Here is a 14,663-nt window from a genome sequence, read left to right on the forward strand (position 1 = left end):
GGTTTGCCTGAAATACCTGACCAAAGGGATGACCAATGAATACATTGCGCAGAAAGTGGCAGGGGATGCCGCGCGGTGTGATCGTGCTGATCACCGCGTTGGTTATTTATGTTCCGCTGTTATTTATAGTGGTGCAGAGTTTTCTCTCCGCGCCCTTTTTTGTCCGTTCCAAAGAGCTGAGTCTCGAATCTTTCGCCTTTATTTTTACCGATCCGGATTTTTATCTGGCGCTGAAATCCGGCTTTATTCTGGCGTTTGGCCTGGTGTTTATCGCTATTCCGCTGGGCGGCATCCTCGCGTTTCTCATGGTGCGCACCGATTTACCCGGTCGCCGCTTTATTGAACCGTTGATCCTGGTGCCGATCTTTGTTTCACCGATGGTGTTGGGCTTTGGCTATGTGGTCGCCGCCGGGCCGGTGGGTTTCTTTTCGCGCTGGGCCGAGGCGTTGATCGGTTTTGTGCCGTGGAATATCTACTCCATGTTCAGCATTGTGGTGATTGCCGGACTGACGCACGTGCCCCATGCCTATTTGTATATCTCCTCGGCACTGCGTAGCGTGGGGTCTGATGTGGAAGAGGCTGCCCGTACCGTGGGCGCGTCGCCATTGCAGGTGATGACCTCTGTCAGCTTGCCGATGGTGCGCCCGTCGATTCTGTACGCCTGCGTATTGCTGTTCTTCCTTGGACTGGAGGTGTTCGGCCTGATGCTGGTGCTGGGTGATCCCGAAGGCAACATGGTGCTGGCCACGTATCTTTATAAACTCACCAACAAGCTGGGCACGCCTTCCTATCACCTGATGGCCGCCGTTGCTGTGGTGCTTATTTGCATCACCATTCCGTTAGTCATGTTGCAACGCCGCCTGATGCGCACCGCCAACCGCTTTGTCACCATGAAAGGCAAGGCGTCGCAGGCGCGGGCGCTGCCACTGGGCAAATGGCGCTGGGTCGCTGGCGCGGTGGTGGTGGCCTGGTTAACCGTCACCATCGGTGTACCGCTGATTGGCGTTGTGCTGCGGGCATTTATCTCGAACTGGGGGGTTGGCGTTTCACTGTGGGATGAGGTCTCGCTGGATACCTTCCGCAATATCTGGCAGCAACCCAATCTGTTGCGCGCGATCGTGAACTCAATGGCGATTGGTGTATTCGGCGGGGCGCTGGCGGTGATCTGCTACCTGTTCGTTGGCATTGCCATGCACCGCAAACAGGATAATGTCACGCGGTTTCTGGATTACAGCGTGCTGGTGCCCCGTGCCGTACCGGGATTGCTGGCGGGGCTGGCGTTTTTGTGGGTGTTCCTGTTTTTACCGATGTGGCTTGATCAGTCGCTGAAAAACGGCTGGCTCTCCGGATTGCCGGTGGCGGAGTGGTTGCGTGAGAACCTGATTGTCTGGCTACGATCGCTGCGAAACACCATTTTCAGCGTCTGGCTGGCTTATACCGTGGTGTGGATGGCTTACGGCCTGCGGCTAATCTCTTCCACCCTGTTGCAGGTGGGGCCGGAGCTGGAAGAAGCGGCGCGCAGCACCGGGGCGACCAGCGGTCAGGTCACACGCCATGTGACGGTGCCGCTATCGCGTTATGGCCTGATTGGCTCATGGCTGCTGATGTTCCTCATTTTTGAGCGCGAGTACTCAACCGGTGTCTATTTGCTCTCCCCGGGGACGGAGACGATTGGCTCGATGCTGGTGTCGCTGTGGGCTGCGGGGGCGATTGATATCGTTGCAGCGCTGTCGTTTATCAACATTCTGCTGGTGGTCATTGGTCTGGGTGTGGCCCTGCGTTTTGGAGTGAAATTACATGATTGAGCTATCGGTAGAGAACTTACATCTGACTTACGGCGACAACCCGGTACTGAAAGGTGTATCGATGGAGCTAAAACGCGGCGAAGTCGTGTCGCTGCTTGGCCCGTCTGGCAGTGGCAAAACCACCTTGCTGCGCGCGGTGGCCGGGTTGGAGAAACCCACTCAGGGGCGCATTACCATTGGCAGCAACATTGTTTATGATGGTACTCCGCGCAGCGAAATCCCGGCGGAAGAGCGCAATCTGGGGCTGGTATTCCAGTCCTATGCGCTGTGGCCGCATAAAACGGTATTCGAGAACGTCGCTTATCCGCTGAAGCTGCGCAAGGTCCCCTCTGCAGAAATCACCCAACGTACGCAAACGGTACTCGATCAACTGGGGTTGGGGCACCTGGGCAAGCGCCACCCGCACCAGCTTTCCGGGGGGCAGCAGCAGCGTGTCGCTATTGGCCGTGCGCTGGTCTATAACCCGCCGGTGATCCTGCTCGATGAACCGTTGTCGAACCTGGATGCCAAGCTGCGCGAAGAAGCGCGCGTCTTTTTGCGTGAGCTGATTGTTAAGCTGGGGCTGTCGGCGCTGATGGTTACCCACGATCAGAACGAAGCGATGGCGATTTCCGATCGTATTTTGTTGCTCAACAACGGCGTCATCGAACAACAGGGCACACCGCAGGAGATGTACAGCACCCCGTCGACGCTGTTTACCGCTGAATTTATGGGCAGCAATAACCGCCTGCACGGAACGGTAACCGATATCAGCAACGGCAGAGCGCGCATCGAAGGTGCGAAGTGGTCATTGTGGGGCGTGGCCGGGCCGGGACTCAGCGTCGGTCAGCAAGCGACGGCGGTGATCCGGGTGGAGAGCCTGCGGCTGGTCGACACGCCGCAGGATAATTCTATGGAGTTGCCGATGCTTACCAGCATGTACCTCGGCGATCGCTGGGAGTATCTGTTCCGCACGGCAGGGGATGACTTCGTGATCCGCGTGTACGGCACTCAGCAGCGCGATATGCAAAATTACCGCGTGGTATTGCCTGACGATCAACTCTGGATCTTCCCCAAAAGCTGATTACGGCAACGACACCCACCGGTAACCCGCAATAACGGTCACCGTCACAATCGTGGCGGTGGCCGCAATATGCATCAGCAGATCCAGCGCGCTGATATGCGTCGGGTGGCACAGTGACAATAGCGTAAGTGCCATACAGGCAACCCCTGCGCCCGCCGCTGCCAGGCTGCGCAGCGGATAGAGCGTGCGTGTGCGGTGCAGATAACCTATTACCATCGCCACCATTGGCGTACTGACTACGACCATAAACAGGTAGCAATTCGGTCCTTCTATGGCACCGACGGCAGGCGCAGCAGGGTGGCTATACAGATTGGCGAGCGTACTGACGAACCAGAGACCGGCCAGTGGCGTAAACCACCGCCAGTTCAGCGGGCGCTGCCCGGCAATGCTCAATAAAAAGGCGTTACGCACCGCAAGCAGACCGGCGACAAAGGTCAGTAGTAGCTGTACCGCTGCCCAATTCGCACCCGTTTGCGACCAGTCGGTCAGCGTGCGGTTAAGCAATAAACTGGCGACGATCCCGCAGGGCAACGCCATGGCAACCCATGCCAGGGTGCGCCAGCCCGGATGCCACGGGCGCCTTACCGGCTCCATCGAGCGGCTTAATTTCTCTATCAATACATCATGATCGGCCATGTTGTGCTCCTAACCGACGAAGATTACTCAGTGCGCGATGCAGCAGGGACTTAACGGCAGAAACCGTAAGATGGGTATGCGTCGCGGTTTCCGACAGACTCATCTCCCGCAGATGAACATGCTCAACAATTTGCCGCTGGCGTGCCGGGAGCTGTTCCAACAATGTCGACAGTTCTTCCTGCGAATGCTGCGGCTCGCCGGCGGAGAACAAGGGCTCCGGTGCGAGATCACTGTCCGTTTCCCGCAGAGAGTGGCGGCCACGTTTACGCAGTGCGTCAACCCCACGCGCGTGGGTTATCGCCATCAGCCAGGGCAAAAACGGCGATGCAGGATCATAGGTGTGACGCACTCTGTGCACGGTGAGCAGCACATCCTGAACAACATCTTCCAGCAGAATGTCGTCGGCTATTTGCCGGCGCGCCAGTGAGCGGATCACCGGCACCAGCGCTTTCAGCAGCCGCGTATACGCCTGTTGATTGCCCGACTGCGCAAGCGCCATCAGGTGCGGCCATTCGTCACGCGCTGCCTCACTTTTATCCATATTCCGCCTTTATGTTTTTTTCCCGCTGGCTCCGGTCAGTGCGGTGACCACAATTGAGGGGGTTAATACCTGCGGCAAGATCTTCGGCGCACTGCCATCCGCCGGGTAGATCACATACAGCGGCAGGCTACCCTGGCCCAGCTCGTTCAGCGCATCATCGATATCGGCGTTGAATTTTGTCGAGTCGGCAATCATATACAGCGTACCGGTCTTCGCCAGCGCCTCTTTTACCGCCTGAGTGGAGAGCGATGTCTTCTCATTCACCTGGCAGGTGATGCACCACGAAGCGGTAAAATTGACAAAAATGGCCTTGCCGTGGCCGCGATTGTCAGCCACGGTTTGCGGCGACCATTTGACTTCTTCCACCTTCTGCGTGGTCTGCTCTGAAGGCAGTGCCGCGCTGTTGGTGAGCACTGACGGGAGCGGCACCAGCGCGGCGAGCAGCAGGACCGCGGTTGCAGTGAACAGCGCTTTATGACTGCGCCCGGCAAAGCGTTGCTGTTGCGCCATACCGTACAACCAGGCGGCAAAACTCACCACCACTGCCGCTGCAAGGATCGCTGCCAGCGCGGTGTCGCCTGCCTGTTGCGCCAGCACCCACACCAACCAGCCAAATGCGCCAAACATCGGAAATGCCAGTCCGCGTTTGAGTACGCTCATCCATGCTCCGGGACGCGGTAGCCATTTGCCCAGCGCCGGGAACAGGGAGATCAGACTGAAGGGCGCGGCAAAACCCAACGCCAGCGTGAAGAAGATCGCCAACGCCACTGCGGGTGGTTGCACCAGCGCATAGCCAATCGCGCCCGCCATAAACGGCGCAGCACAAGGCGTCGCTACGATAATCGACAGCGCACCGGTCAGCGCTGCACGGGTAAACGCGCCGCGTTGCAGGTTTATCTCCCCGGCACGTTGCAGGGAAAGTCCCACTTCGAATACCCCGAGCAGGTTCAACGCGGCGCCCAGAATCACCAGCGCAAGAAAGGCAATTACCAACGGTGACTGGAGCTGGAAGCCCCAACCGACGGCGGTTCCTCCGGCGCGCAGAGCCAGTAATATCCCGGCGAGGATCAACATGGTTACGACCGTGCCCAGCAGAAAGCCGAAGCCCTCTTTGCGCACTTGCGCCGAATCTTGCGTATGGCGCAAAAGGCCCAGCGCTTTGAGGGAAATTATCGGGAATACGCAGGGCATAAAGTTGAGAATAATGCCGCCAGCGAAGGCGGCGAGCATGGCGGTCAGCATAGCGATTCTCTGGAGTCAGGTTGTTAATAGCGCATCAGGAGTGCGCGTTGGCGTATTGCTTCACTGCTTCCATTGTCTTCTGAATATGCGTTTCCGGGTTTCTGTCAGTGTAGCTCAGCAGGATTTTACCGTCCGGCGCGATGACGAAGGAGGTCCGGTCTGAAAGGGTTTTGCCATTCATTTGCATCAGCGTGTCGTACTGGGCGGCGACTTTCGCGCCAGGGTCGGCGGTGACGGTAAATTTGTCGCGGCACTCGAGCTTCGAGAACGCATCCACTTGATCGGTATTACCGGCGGTGACACCAATTACCGTGGCACCCAGCTTTTTAAAATCATCCGTCGCTTCGGCGAACGCGTGGGCTTCAATGGTGCACCCTTTGCTGAATGCCGCCGGGAAGAAGTAGAGCACCACCGGGCCTTTTTGCAGCGCCTGCTGCAATGAGAACGTCAGTGGTTTGCCTGCCAGTGCGCCTTGTAGTTTGAAGTCCGGCGCTTGAGTGCCTGCCGGCAGGGCTGCTTGCGCATTGCCGATGCTAAAAAGGGCGGCGGTGGTCAGGCTCAGAACGAGTTTTTTTATCGGGGTCATGTTGCGCTCCATTAGGGTGAAGAAGAGTGACGCTCATATACAGTTCGCCGGTGGAGAACGGAAAGTTTCGCTCCGGGAAAAAAAATTGTACTTTGCGCTACGCTGATAAAGTATTAACCAGGGCCACAACAACGGTGCAGAATAGATGGAACCAACCCTGAGTCAGGTGATTGACTTTATCCGCGAATTTACCGGTCACAGACGTATTCCCATCCATGAGCATAGCTGGCTTGAAGCCGATCTTGGGGTAACAGGCGATGAAGGTGTGGATCTTCTGGAGGAGATTGCGCAGGCCTTTGACGTGCAGCTTTATACGGAGGAAGAGGGGTACTGCAACACTTTTTCCCTTGGGGAGAATCAATACCTTTTCCACGGTGAAGGTCTGGACCTGTTCGGTATCTTCCGGTTTATTAATTGGTTGCGCGGTATACCCGAACCGGTGGTCCGCGATCTGCCCGTCGGGCAGTTACATCGTGCGCTGGTGGAGGCGACCAGACATAAAGGAAAGGGTAGTAAGAATGCAGCTTGTTGATACTACTATGTAGAACACGTGATTCTCTTTGTATGGCAATCGACGTTTTCTATACCGTGTGCCCCTGAGTCCGAATATGATCCAGCTCGGCAATAAACCTGTTTAACTCATCCTGAATGTGTTTCCGGCGATGCTTTAATAACAAGCGGGCTGGAACAACACGCTCAATAATGGTCGGCTTTCTGGTCACGTACTCCGTTACGAGCCGTTTAACATCTTCTTCTGTCCAGCCATCCATCACGGGCGTCGGGTTGTAAAGAAGATTAGCCTGGAGGGCAGCGGCTTCCTCATCCAGAATCATGAAGATCGCTTCCCGGCTGAGTCCGGATTCCTTTAACACCTGAGTCATCCATCGATAGTCATCGCCCTGGAGTTCCCGCCCGGTGAAAAGCTCAGATAAGGTGTGCCAGGCAGGACTGCGCATAGCTGTCCGTATCACAGCGCGAGGGCCAGTGCCCGTCGGGAATGCTCAAGTGGCAGAGGCTGAGTTCACCGGGACGATAAAGAAGGAGTGAGCACCAAGCGCACAGATCGTCATCGGAGATGGATCGGCTGCAGGGATTGTTCTCAAGGGCGGTCGGATGAATGGTGGCCTGATGGGCGCTATCAGGCAACGGTGGCATCAGCTCAGCGCCTGATGCTGTTCTTCCGCCATCACCCAGAGTGCCCGGTTGAGCTTAACGTCTCCGTCTATGCCTTTAACTTTAACCGCGCGGATGTGGCTGCGCTTGCCTTTGGCAGTACGTCCTTGCAGACTACCTTTCAGCATGTTTTCCTGGCAACGATTAAAACTGACCACAGATCGTCCTGACGATCTTCATAGCGGCGAAGGGTCAGTATCTGGGATGACGTCACCGGCTGGGACCCTTCGCGCCGCAGGTTCTCCAGCAGGGTGATGGTGGGAATAAACGTGTACTTTTCACTCCTGGAAGCATGTTTGTTCTCTCCGAAGACGCTGGGGACATGCTGCATGAGCTCTTCACGGGTTAAGGGGCGGTCGCGGCGAATCTGGTTAATACGGCCAAAGCTGCTGGCTAATCGCATAATAAAAACTCCTGTGGGGTTAACGACATAAAAAGCAGACAGGCCACGCTCCCGACAGGAAGCCTGGCCTGGTTTGATGAACGTTGTATTGATTGATGGGTTGAGGAATAAACGGGTATTGCTGAAAATGCTGCCGGGAAGATGGAAGCCCCTTTCAGAGTGGTTGTGGCAGGTTTTTCAGAAACGTAGCAACGGTGATTTTGCTAGTGTTCTGGGTGGAAACGACATCCATCTCTAAATTTAACAATCTAAGAAATACATTTGTCTGGTTAATTGGATGAAATCACATTATTCAGCTATGAGGTTGGGATAATGCGATAAATTCACGTAACTGGAGAAATAACATGGAGTTTTTCAGGAAAACGGCACTGGCAGCACTGGTAATGGGTTTCAGCGGTGCAGCGCTCGCCTTACCGAACGTTACCATTTTAGCGACCGGCGGGACGATTGCCGGTGGTGGTGACTCCGCAACCAAGTCTAACTATACGGCGGGCAAAGTTGGCGTAGAGAATCTGGTCAAAGCCGTTCCTCAACTTAAGGATATCGCTAACGTGAAGGGTGAGCAGGTCGTCAATATCGGTTCGCAGGATATGAACGACGACGTCTGGTTAACCCTGGCGAAAAAGATCAATAACGAGTGTGACAGCACCGACGGCTTCGTGATTACCCACGGTACCGACACCATGGAAGAGACCGCTTACTTCCTCGATCTGACCGTGAAGTGCAACAAGCCGGTGGTGCTGGTTGGCGCAATGCGTCCGTCTACCGGGATGAGCGCAGACGGTCCGTTCAACCTCTATAACGCGGTGGTGACCGCGGCGGATAAAGCCTCTGCCAGCCGTGGCGTGCTGGTGGTGATGAATGACACCGTGCTTGACGGGCGCGACGTGACCAAAACCAACACCACCGATGTGGCGACCTTCAAATCCGTAAACTACGGACCGCTGGGCTACATTCATAACGGCAATATCGACTACCAGCGTACGCCTGCGCGTAAGCACACCACCTCCACGCCGTTCGACGTTTCTAAGCTGAATGAACTGCCGAAGGTCGGTATCGTCTATAACTACGCGAATGCTTCAGATCTGCCGGCAAAAGCACTGGTGGATGCGGGTTATGATGGGATAGTGAGCGCGGGTGTGGGTAACGGCAACCTGTACAAAACGGTCTTCGATACGCTGGCAACCGCAGCGCATAAAGGGACTGTTGTGGTGCGTTCTTCCCGCGTACCGACTGGTTCAACCACGCAGGATGCTGAAATCGATGATGCGAAGTACGGTTTCGTTGCCTCTGGTTCCCTGAACCCACAGAAGGCACGCGTACTGCTGCAACTGGCGCTGACGCAGACTAAAGATCCGAAACAGATCCAGACGATGTTTAATCAGTTTTAATCGCTGAAGGCGGCTGCGCTTATCACTCTGATTTTCAGGTCTGATAAGCGCAGCGCCATCAGGCAGTTTGCTGGATGGCTTTATCCAGCAAATGCATTTACGATCTTATTCGGTGAGAAACAGTTCAGGCAGCGAGTTTAAAAACAGTTTTCCGTGCTGGTTGATCTGCCAGTGCGTCTCACTCTCGGTCAGATCCCCCTGAGCAATGGCCTCATCAAGCGGCTGACGAATCACCGTCTCCGACAACCCCGTATATTGCGTAAATTCAGCCACACGGAGCCGCTTCCGGCAGACGGAATCGGTTCATGAAAAATTCAAACGGTTTATCGACCTGCTCCACATCGAGCTGGCTTTCCAGATGATGCCCCCTGCATATAGCCACGCGGATGGCGCGTTTTGGTGGTGCGCAGGATGCGGCCATCGGGGAACGTGACTTTACCATACGCGCCGCAGCTGATGCCGGGATAATCGCCAAAGCGCCACTAGTTGAGGTTGTGCTGACACTGTTTGTCTGGTCCGGCATACATGCGCCCCGGTGTGGAGATGAACGGCGAGCGGGTGACTAAGGTCAGTCTGAACAATGACACGATGGCCATCACCTGGACGCCGCGCAACAAAGCCACCGGCACGCCCTTGCAGAAAACCCCGGCACAGCGACAGATGGAGAGCCATTTCCCGGAGCTGGCCAGCGGCAACCACCTGCCCAAGTTTGTGCGGGTAGTTGCTGCCAGTGAGCCGGTCAGCAGCGGTAACTTTGCCGATCCGTTCCGCCCGCGTTACGCCGTGGATGTGCAGCTTCTTGACGCGAACGGCAACCCGGACGGCAGCACACCGGTGTATTCCGCCGTACCGCTGCCGGTGCCGATGGCTGGTAATGACTCCGGCCTGTTTCAGTTTCCGCCCGAAGGCACACTGGTTGAAGTGGGGTTTACGGGCGGCAGGCCGGACAAGCCGTTTGTGCGCCAGACCGTGGCGGACGGCACAAGCCTGCCGGATGTGAAACCGGGCGAGCAGCTACAACAGCAGCGCGCCGAAGTGTCGCAGCGGGTGACGCAGGGTGGCGACTGGGAACGCCAGACCGACCAGGCTATCCGCGAAACCTCCATGACCCGCCGTGTGACCGCCGATACCGAAACCCGCGAAATGGTGACGCGCGACACCACTATAAAAGCCACGGATAAAACCACCGTGCTGGGAACGGCCACGCTGATGGCCGGGCATATTCAGCAGGTGACCACCGGCGATTATGCGATGGCCACCGGGGGAAACTACCAGGCCCATGTGAAAGGGGATGCACAAACCGATATCAGCGGCCAGCAGTCCACGACCGTGGCCGGTAATATCTCCGTGGAAACCGCCGGGGCGCTGACAGAGAAAATCGCCGCACTGCGTAAATCGGTGGCCGCTGGCCAGCAGGTCATTGGCCAGACGGTGCATATTGGCAGCGAGAGTGTTAACACGCTGGCCATGATGCTGGACACCATTGATTTACTGGCCGAACTGGCGCAGCAGTGTGCCAGCCATGCGCACCCGGACACCGGCACACCCACCAATGCCAGCGTCTTTACGCAGACGGCCACGAAGGCGGGGCAGACCCGCAGCAAGTACCAGCAGATTATTGCCTGATCCCTTCCACCCGGCCCGCATAACGCGGGCTTTTTTATGCCCCTTCACCAGACGCGCTGTAACGCATTGTGAGCGCATCAGTCCGACAACCATCACACCGCAACCCTTAAAACAGATCGCACCCGCCCCGACTGACTGGCGCAGCAACACACAGACAAAATAAACATGTCGCAGACAAAAACGGCACTACACCGCACCCGCCTGCGGGTTTTGGATCGGGGAAATTTTTCAGTTTTCTTTTTCTACAAAACAGACCGCCAGCGCGCGCCACGGCTGGCGGCTTACGCGAATTCCCAAACTGAAAAGATTGAAAGGAATTTCAGTGTTTTTCAGTTTTAAGTATCAAAAATGGATCTAATAAAATTATAACCCTAAGATATATATAATAATTTTTTGCTTTATGTCATTCGAATGGCTGTGTAAATACTGGAGGGAATAATGCCTTAGTAAGAGAAAAACCTGATACGGCAATGGCTGTAGGGGAATGTCGGTCTCTGGAGAGACTGAAAAAGCTAACTGGAAAATCATTAATCGATTGATTATTCTTTGCGCTATAAATTGTATATGGCTGAAGGTTAGATTATGGGGCACTTTTACCGTTTTAGACGTTGTAGCGCTTTGCTTGGTGAATGGAAAGAACTTGACACTCAGACAATATTTTTTGCTGAACCCAATTCTCTAAATGATCCAATGGAAGGGTATCGCGATATATTGTGGAAAGGAGATTTTGTAGTATGGATTAATTTATTTAAAAATTACTTGTTTTGCTTGGAACGCGTGTTTTGTCTTTATAAAATTGGTGGGGATGATTTCGAAATTAAGGATGAAAATATTCCCGTTTTTTCAGGGGTTGATGATCTTCCTACACTATCATATAAAAAAAGGTTTTTAAAAATAAGTAATGCATTTATTAGCCATAAGGTTGTTATCAGGATGGCAAATGAATTGGCTAAGCGTAAATACCCAGTGCGTAGAGATGAACTTATTTTTCATCTTACATACTTGCAATTTATAGCTTTAAATATAATAGATGAAATTAATGACGAGTTCGGACTTGGTCGCTTATTTGATAGTGCAGCATTTGACAGCTTCTCTGCTGCTGAAGAAGCTATAATTAAGTTATTGGATGAAGGTCTTATAACAAATGTTGATTATGTTGTAGAACATAATGAAGGCGGTGCCGAAATTATAGATGCACTAATGAAAAAAAGATACGCCATGCAAATGGAAATGGGGATTCTTCGAAAGGTCGATGGGTCACTAAAAAATGCAACTCATAATAAAGATATGATTTTTCTTGATTTTAATCGTCGCTATTTATCTCAGCTTGAGCATCTTTTATTTCCAAAATGGTATACCGCTTGTTTTATGACTGAATGTAAGGATTCTGCTGTATGGGGACATTATGGCGACAATCATGCGGGCGTATGTTTAATATTTGAGTCTGAAGAGATAAATGGGTTTGATAATATTAGTTTGAATCATGCAGTCGGATTAGGAATGGATGGTGAGATATATGAATTTTCCCCTTGTCAATTTCACCCTGTTGATTATATTTCAGGTGTGGTGGCTGTTGATTTCTTTAGTATGTTAGGCCGACTTCCTATTCCTAAACTGAATGCGGAATGGTACACGTTTAAGAAAGAACGAAGTGTTTGTTCGCGAGAAATGAATGCTAATGCTGCAGCATGGAGAGAGAAGTATTGGGCTTCATTCATTAATGATATTACAAGAAAAACCCATCATTGGGCATATGAGAATGAATATAGGGTTATAATTTTTGATGGTTTGATTGATTATAGTTCTCCTAAGAAAAGGGCCTTGAAATATAATTTCTCATCTTTAAAAGGGTTGATATTTGGCATGAATACTAAGGCGGAGGATAAAATCAGTATTGTACAAATTATTAAGGATAAATGTAGGGAGAATAACATTAATGATTTTAAATTTTACCAAGCTTATTACGATCCAAAGACAAAATGCATTGAACATGGTTCTTTGGGGTCGCTTGACGATTTTGTACAAGCTGATCGAATTTAATGATGAGTCAGAGATGCTTCTGCGGCCTGACTGACGCTTTACGCCTTTTGCAAATAGGTACACCAAGCAATCTGATACAGGAGGCTTCAGTTGGACATCCTACTCCTAACTTAACACTAGTTAATTGATACGACATAAGGGAGAGAAGGCTATCTGCTGTAACGCTTTCATAAAAACTATCTCTCTCAATATTATCCTTAAAGTTTGAAGTATCTGCATTGTTAATTTTATCGTAAAAAAGTTAGTACCTGGTCTAACGGGTGGTCTGTGCAAACAAGCTAGTGCGCCACTTGGGCGGTATATATCATCAGATACAAAAAATCTTTGCAGAATCGTTGTAGATTATATGATTTTAAATATAGATTTTGATTTTCTCCGCTTGGTATGAACCAGCGACCATGGTTAATGCCTTTCTACCTAGTCAGCAATCTTCTGTCGCCACTTTGTCGCCAACGGTAAACAAAAAGGGGCTACGTTTTCACGTAACCCCTTGTTTTATTTGGTGCTGGCGGAGTCTGAATAAATTCGCTAATTAATTGAATTAATTCGTTTTTAGTGAATTCAACTTTCAATTGTGTACCTAAACGTGTACCAATTATTGAATGTCATTGCGATCTTGCCTGTCTAAAATCGTCGATTGTTCTTACAAGTGAGCATTCTTCTGTATCAACAACGGCAGGAGAAAAAGTTTTTTTGTGTTTTACTGTACATACTGTTCACTAAGTGTTTTTTTAATTTATTTTCATAGTGTTAGCGTGTGAATGCTCAGTGAACAGTGAACACTTTACTGTTCACCTCTACAGGCTTAGAGATGCAGACGTTATCGTCTGCTGGTAGCGAATGGAGGACATAACGCATTGCTTAGTAGCCTAACGAAGCATAGCAAGCTTATGGTAAGTCCGTGAAACAAATCACAAGCATGTACTCATAGTTGGAACCCAGTACAGCAACTTGTTATATGCTCAGTTTTTCTGCAAAGAACTCAATAATTCTATCAATATCCCTAGAAAACATCATGATCTCAGAATCAGTAAAATGTTGTTCAGTTTCATGAACCATTATATTTCTTACTTTGTTGAGAGTCTTAATTTCTTTGTAAGTTTTAGAATCAATAATACCATGTTTTATTAGAGCTTCTTGGTTCTTGTAGAGCATTGACTTTTCTCGCTTAGATAATTGATTGGGTAATATTTCTTTCGCGATTAAGATCTCAATGATTAGAGATTCGAGAATTTTCCACTTTTGTATAAAGTTACCAAACACAATACTTGCATTACTTGCTGCGATTTCAGCGAGATCTTCTTTTTCATCATCATTAACAGTTATTTTATCCAAGGATTGGATTGCGGCTAGTAATTTAGATTTGACTTCGTTCACAAGCCTTTCTGTTTGTTCATAGTCTGGTTTTGTAAAAGTGTTGTTATGAGCGATCTTACATCTAAGTTTGTATAATTTCTCCCATCTAACTTTCAAATATGATCCTTCACAATCAACATAGGATTGAAAATATCGCTCCCAATTTGATTTTGGAATGAAGTCATGAATTTCATTAACATGAACTGTATCAGTATCAATCTCAGATATTTTTTTTATGAGAGCTGTTATGTCGAGCGTTCTATACTCATCAAAGAGGAAGTTCGATAGCTGAATGAAATCTGTTTCGTAAAGATAGTTAATATTATCTATATTTTCTGTTCGTGATGATTTCTTAAGTTCTTCAGGCACGGTTTCCTTGGTCCAACCGAGACCGACATTAGTAAGCATAAATTTAGTTATTAACTTACGCATCGAGTTTTCTATTTCGTAGATCATCGGATAACTACGCGAAGAATAGTAGAAACTAATGTCATCCCAGAGGGTCTGAACACTGTTTTTACTATTCATATGTAGTAGTTTCTTTATTGATCTGCAAAGATCTGAAAATTCTAATAGGTCTTTTTCTTCACAAGCTAACTTAATGTGAAAGAATTTGTTATTTTTATTGGAATTTTCTCCCTCTTGCAGTTCATAATCTATGGAAATATTACGGAATTTTATTTTAGAGTTGCTGATGTTAATTTCAGAGTCAGATTGCAGAAAGTTCTTAAATGATTTAGAACTTCTACAGAAAGTGCTCTCTGAATCGATTATTACCAAATACTCGACTTTCAAAGAATT

At 50.7% G+C, this 14,663-nt stretch carries 12 protein-coding genes and 3 pseudogenes; 7 read left to right on the forward strand and 8 right to left on the reverse strand.

All coding sequences use genetic code 11. The annotated features are described in order from the left end of the window. Positions 1-35: 35 nt before the first annotated feature. Together O9K67_RS05625 and O9K67_RS05630 are read left to right on the forward strand one after the other, a co-directional pair. Entirely contained in the window at positions 36-1,805 is a 1,770-nt protein-coding gene (locus O9K67_RS05625; protein WP_061493507.1) for an ABC transporter permease, read from the forward strand. Beyond that, a complete protein-coding gene (locus O9K67_RS05630) occupies positions 1,798-2,868 on the forward strand; it encodes an ABC transporter ATP-binding protein (RefSeq protein WP_061493508.1) in 1,071 nt (356 codons plus the stop codon). The genes O9K67_RS05625 and O9K67_RS05630 overlap by 8 nt, the downstream gene beginning before the upstream one ends. On the opposite strand, the gene O9K67_RS05635 is transcribed toward O9K67_RS05630, so the two are convergent. The 4 genes from O9K67_RS05635 to O9K67_RS05650 are packed head-to-tail and all read right to left on the reverse strand — an operon-like array spanning position 2,869 to position 5,873. Beyond that, positions 2,869-3,504, reverse strand: a complete 636-nt coding sequence (locus tag O9K67_RS05635; RefSeq protein ID WP_061493509.1) for a DUF1109 domain-containing protein — start codon at positions 3,502-3,504, stop codon at positions 2,869-2,871. Further along, the gene (locus O9K67_RS05640; RefSeq protein WP_061493510.1) at positions 3,491-4,045 is read right to left on the reverse strand and encodes a sigma-70 family RNA polymerase sigma factor; all 555 of its coding nucleotides are present in this window, start codon (positions 4,043-4,045) and stop codon (positions 3,491-3,493) included. The genes O9K67_RS05635 and O9K67_RS05640 overlap by 14 nt, the downstream gene beginning before the upstream one ends. Before the next feature lie 9 nt (positions 4,046-4,054). Beyond that, positions 4,055-5,287 (reverse strand): protein-disulfide reductase DsbD family protein, encoded by a 1,233-nt coding sequence (locus O9K67_RS05645; protein WP_061493511.1) that lies wholly within the window; start codon positions 5,285-5,287, stop codon positions 4,055-4,057. 34 nt (positions 5,288-5,321) lie between these two features. Continuing rightward, complete coding sequence (locus O9K67_RS05650; protein ID WP_061493512.1) at positions 5,322-5,873, reverse strand: peroxiredoxin; 552 nt, start codon at positions 5,871-5,873, stop codon at positions 5,322-5,324. A 145-nt stretch (positions 5,874-6,018) separates the two neighbouring features. Between O9K67_RS05650 and O9K67_RS05655 the strand changes: the two genes are divergently transcribed. Next, on the forward strand, positions 6,019-6,405 hold the full coding sequence (locus tag O9K67_RS05655) for a hypothetical protein (RefSeq protein WP_061493513.1): 387 nt from the start codon (positions 6,019-6,021) through the stop codon (positions 6,403-6,405). A 49-nt stretch (positions 6,406-6,454) separates the two neighbouring features. On the opposite strand, the gene O9K67_RS05660 is transcribed toward O9K67_RS05655, so the two are convergent. Both O9K67_RS05660 and O9K67_RS05665 read right to left on the reverse strand, forming a co-directional pair. Next, a complete protein-coding gene (locus O9K67_RS05660) occupies positions 6,455-6,829 on the reverse strand; it encodes a DUF7079 family protein (protein WP_061493514.1) in 375 nt (124 codons plus the stop codon). A gap of 198 nt (positions 6,830-7,027) precedes the next feature. Further along, a pseudogene (locus tag O9K67_RS05665) lies at positions 7,028-7,449 on the reverse strand (hypothetical protein). A gap of 344 nt (positions 7,450-7,793) precedes the next feature. On the opposite strand from O9K67_RS05665, the gene ansB reads away from it, so the two are divergent. Continuing rightward, positions 7,794-8,840: an L-asparaginase 2 gene (gene ansB / locus O9K67_RS05670; RefSeq protein ID WP_061493516.1), complete on the forward strand. Its 1,047-nt coding sequence runs from the start codon at positions 7,794-7,796 to the stop codon at positions 8,838-8,840. A 105-nt stretch (positions 8,841-8,945) separates the two neighbouring features. Here the strand turns inward: ansB and O9K67_RS05675 are convergent. Next, positions 8,946-9,364, reverse strand: a pseudogene (locus O9K67_RS05675) (radical SAM family heme chaperone HemW); the annotation flags it as partial. A gap of 1 nt (position 9,365) precedes the next feature. On the opposite strand from O9K67_RS05675, the pseudogene O9K67_RS05680 reads away from it, so the two are divergent. The 3 genes and pseudogenes from O9K67_RS05680 to O9K67_RS05690 form a co-directional block, all read left to right on the forward strand. After that, a pseudogene (locus O9K67_RS05680) lies at positions 9,366-10,466 on the forward strand (hypothetical protein); the annotation flags it as partial. Between the two features lie 165 nt (positions 10,467-10,631). After that, a complete protein-coding gene (locus tag O9K67_RS05685) occupies positions 10,632-10,805 on the forward strand; it encodes a hypothetical protein (RefSeq protein ID WP_271044646.1) in 174 nt (57 codons plus the stop codon). A gap of 243 nt (positions 10,806-11,048) precedes the next feature. Next, on the forward strand, positions 11,049-12,506 hold the full coding sequence (locus O9K67_RS05690) for a DUF2971 domain-containing protein (protein ID WP_061493517.1): 1,458 nt from the start codon (positions 11,049-11,051) through the stop codon (positions 12,504-12,506). A 954-nt stretch (positions 12,507-13,460) separates the two neighbouring features. Here the strand turns inward: O9K67_RS05690 and O9K67_RS05695 are convergent. Then, positions 13,461-14,657 (reverse strand): HEPN domain-containing protein, encoded by a 1,197-nt coding sequence (locus O9K67_RS05695; protein ID WP_148654691.1) that lies wholly within the window; start codon positions 14,655-14,657, stop codon positions 13,461-13,463. Between the last annotated feature and the right edge of the window lie 6 nt (positions 14,658-14,663).

The organism is Kosakonia oryzendophytica, assembly GCF_027886705.1.
Lineage (GTDB): Bacteria > Pseudomonadota > Gammaproteobacteria > Enterobacterales > Enterobacteriaceae > Kosakonia > Kosakonia oryzendophytica.

Coding starts and splice junctions, on each gene's coding strand:
- O9K67_RS05660 (WP_061493514.1), bottom strand. CDS start 6,829: ATGCGCAGTCCTGCCTGGCACACCTTATCTGAGCTTTTCACCGGGCGG.
- O9K67_RS05650 (WP_061493512.1), bottom strand. CDS start 5,873: ATGACCCCGATAAAAAAACTCGTTCTGAGCCTGACCACCGCCGCCCTT.
- O9K67_RS05645 (WP_061493511.1), bottom strand. CDS start 5,287: ATGCTGACCGCCATGCTCGCCGCCTTCGCTGGCGGCATTATTCTCAAC.
- O9K67_RS05655 (WP_061493513.1), top strand. CDS start 6,019: ATGGAACCAACCCTGAGTCAGGTGATTGACTTTATCCGCGAATTTACC.
- ansB (WP_061493516.1), top strand. CDS start 7,794: ATGGAGTTTTTCAGGAAAACGGCACTGGCAGCACTGGTAATGGGTTTC.
- O9K67_RS05635 (WP_061493509.1), bottom strand. CDS start 3,504: ATGGCCGATCATGATGTATTGATAGAGAAATTAAGCCGCTCGATGGAG.
- O9K67_RS05640 (WP_061493510.1), bottom strand. CDS start 4,045: ATGGATAAAAGTGAGGCAGCGCGTGACGAATGGCCGCACCTGATGGCG.
- O9K67_RS05625 (WP_061493507.1), top strand. CDS start 36: ATGAATACATTGCGCAGAAAGTGGCAGGGGATGCCGCGCGGTGTGATC.
- O9K67_RS05690 (WP_061493517.1), top strand. CDS start 11,049: ATGGGGCACTTTTACCGTTTTAGACGTTGTAGCGCTTTGCTTGGTGAA.
- O9K67_RS05685 (WP_271044646.1), top strand. CDS start 10,632: ATGTCGCAGACAAAAACGGCACTACACCGCACCCGCCTGCGGGTTTTG.
- O9K67_RS05630 (WP_061493508.1), top strand. CDS start 1,798: ATGATTGAGCTATCGGTAGAGAACTTACATCTGACTTACGGCGACAAC.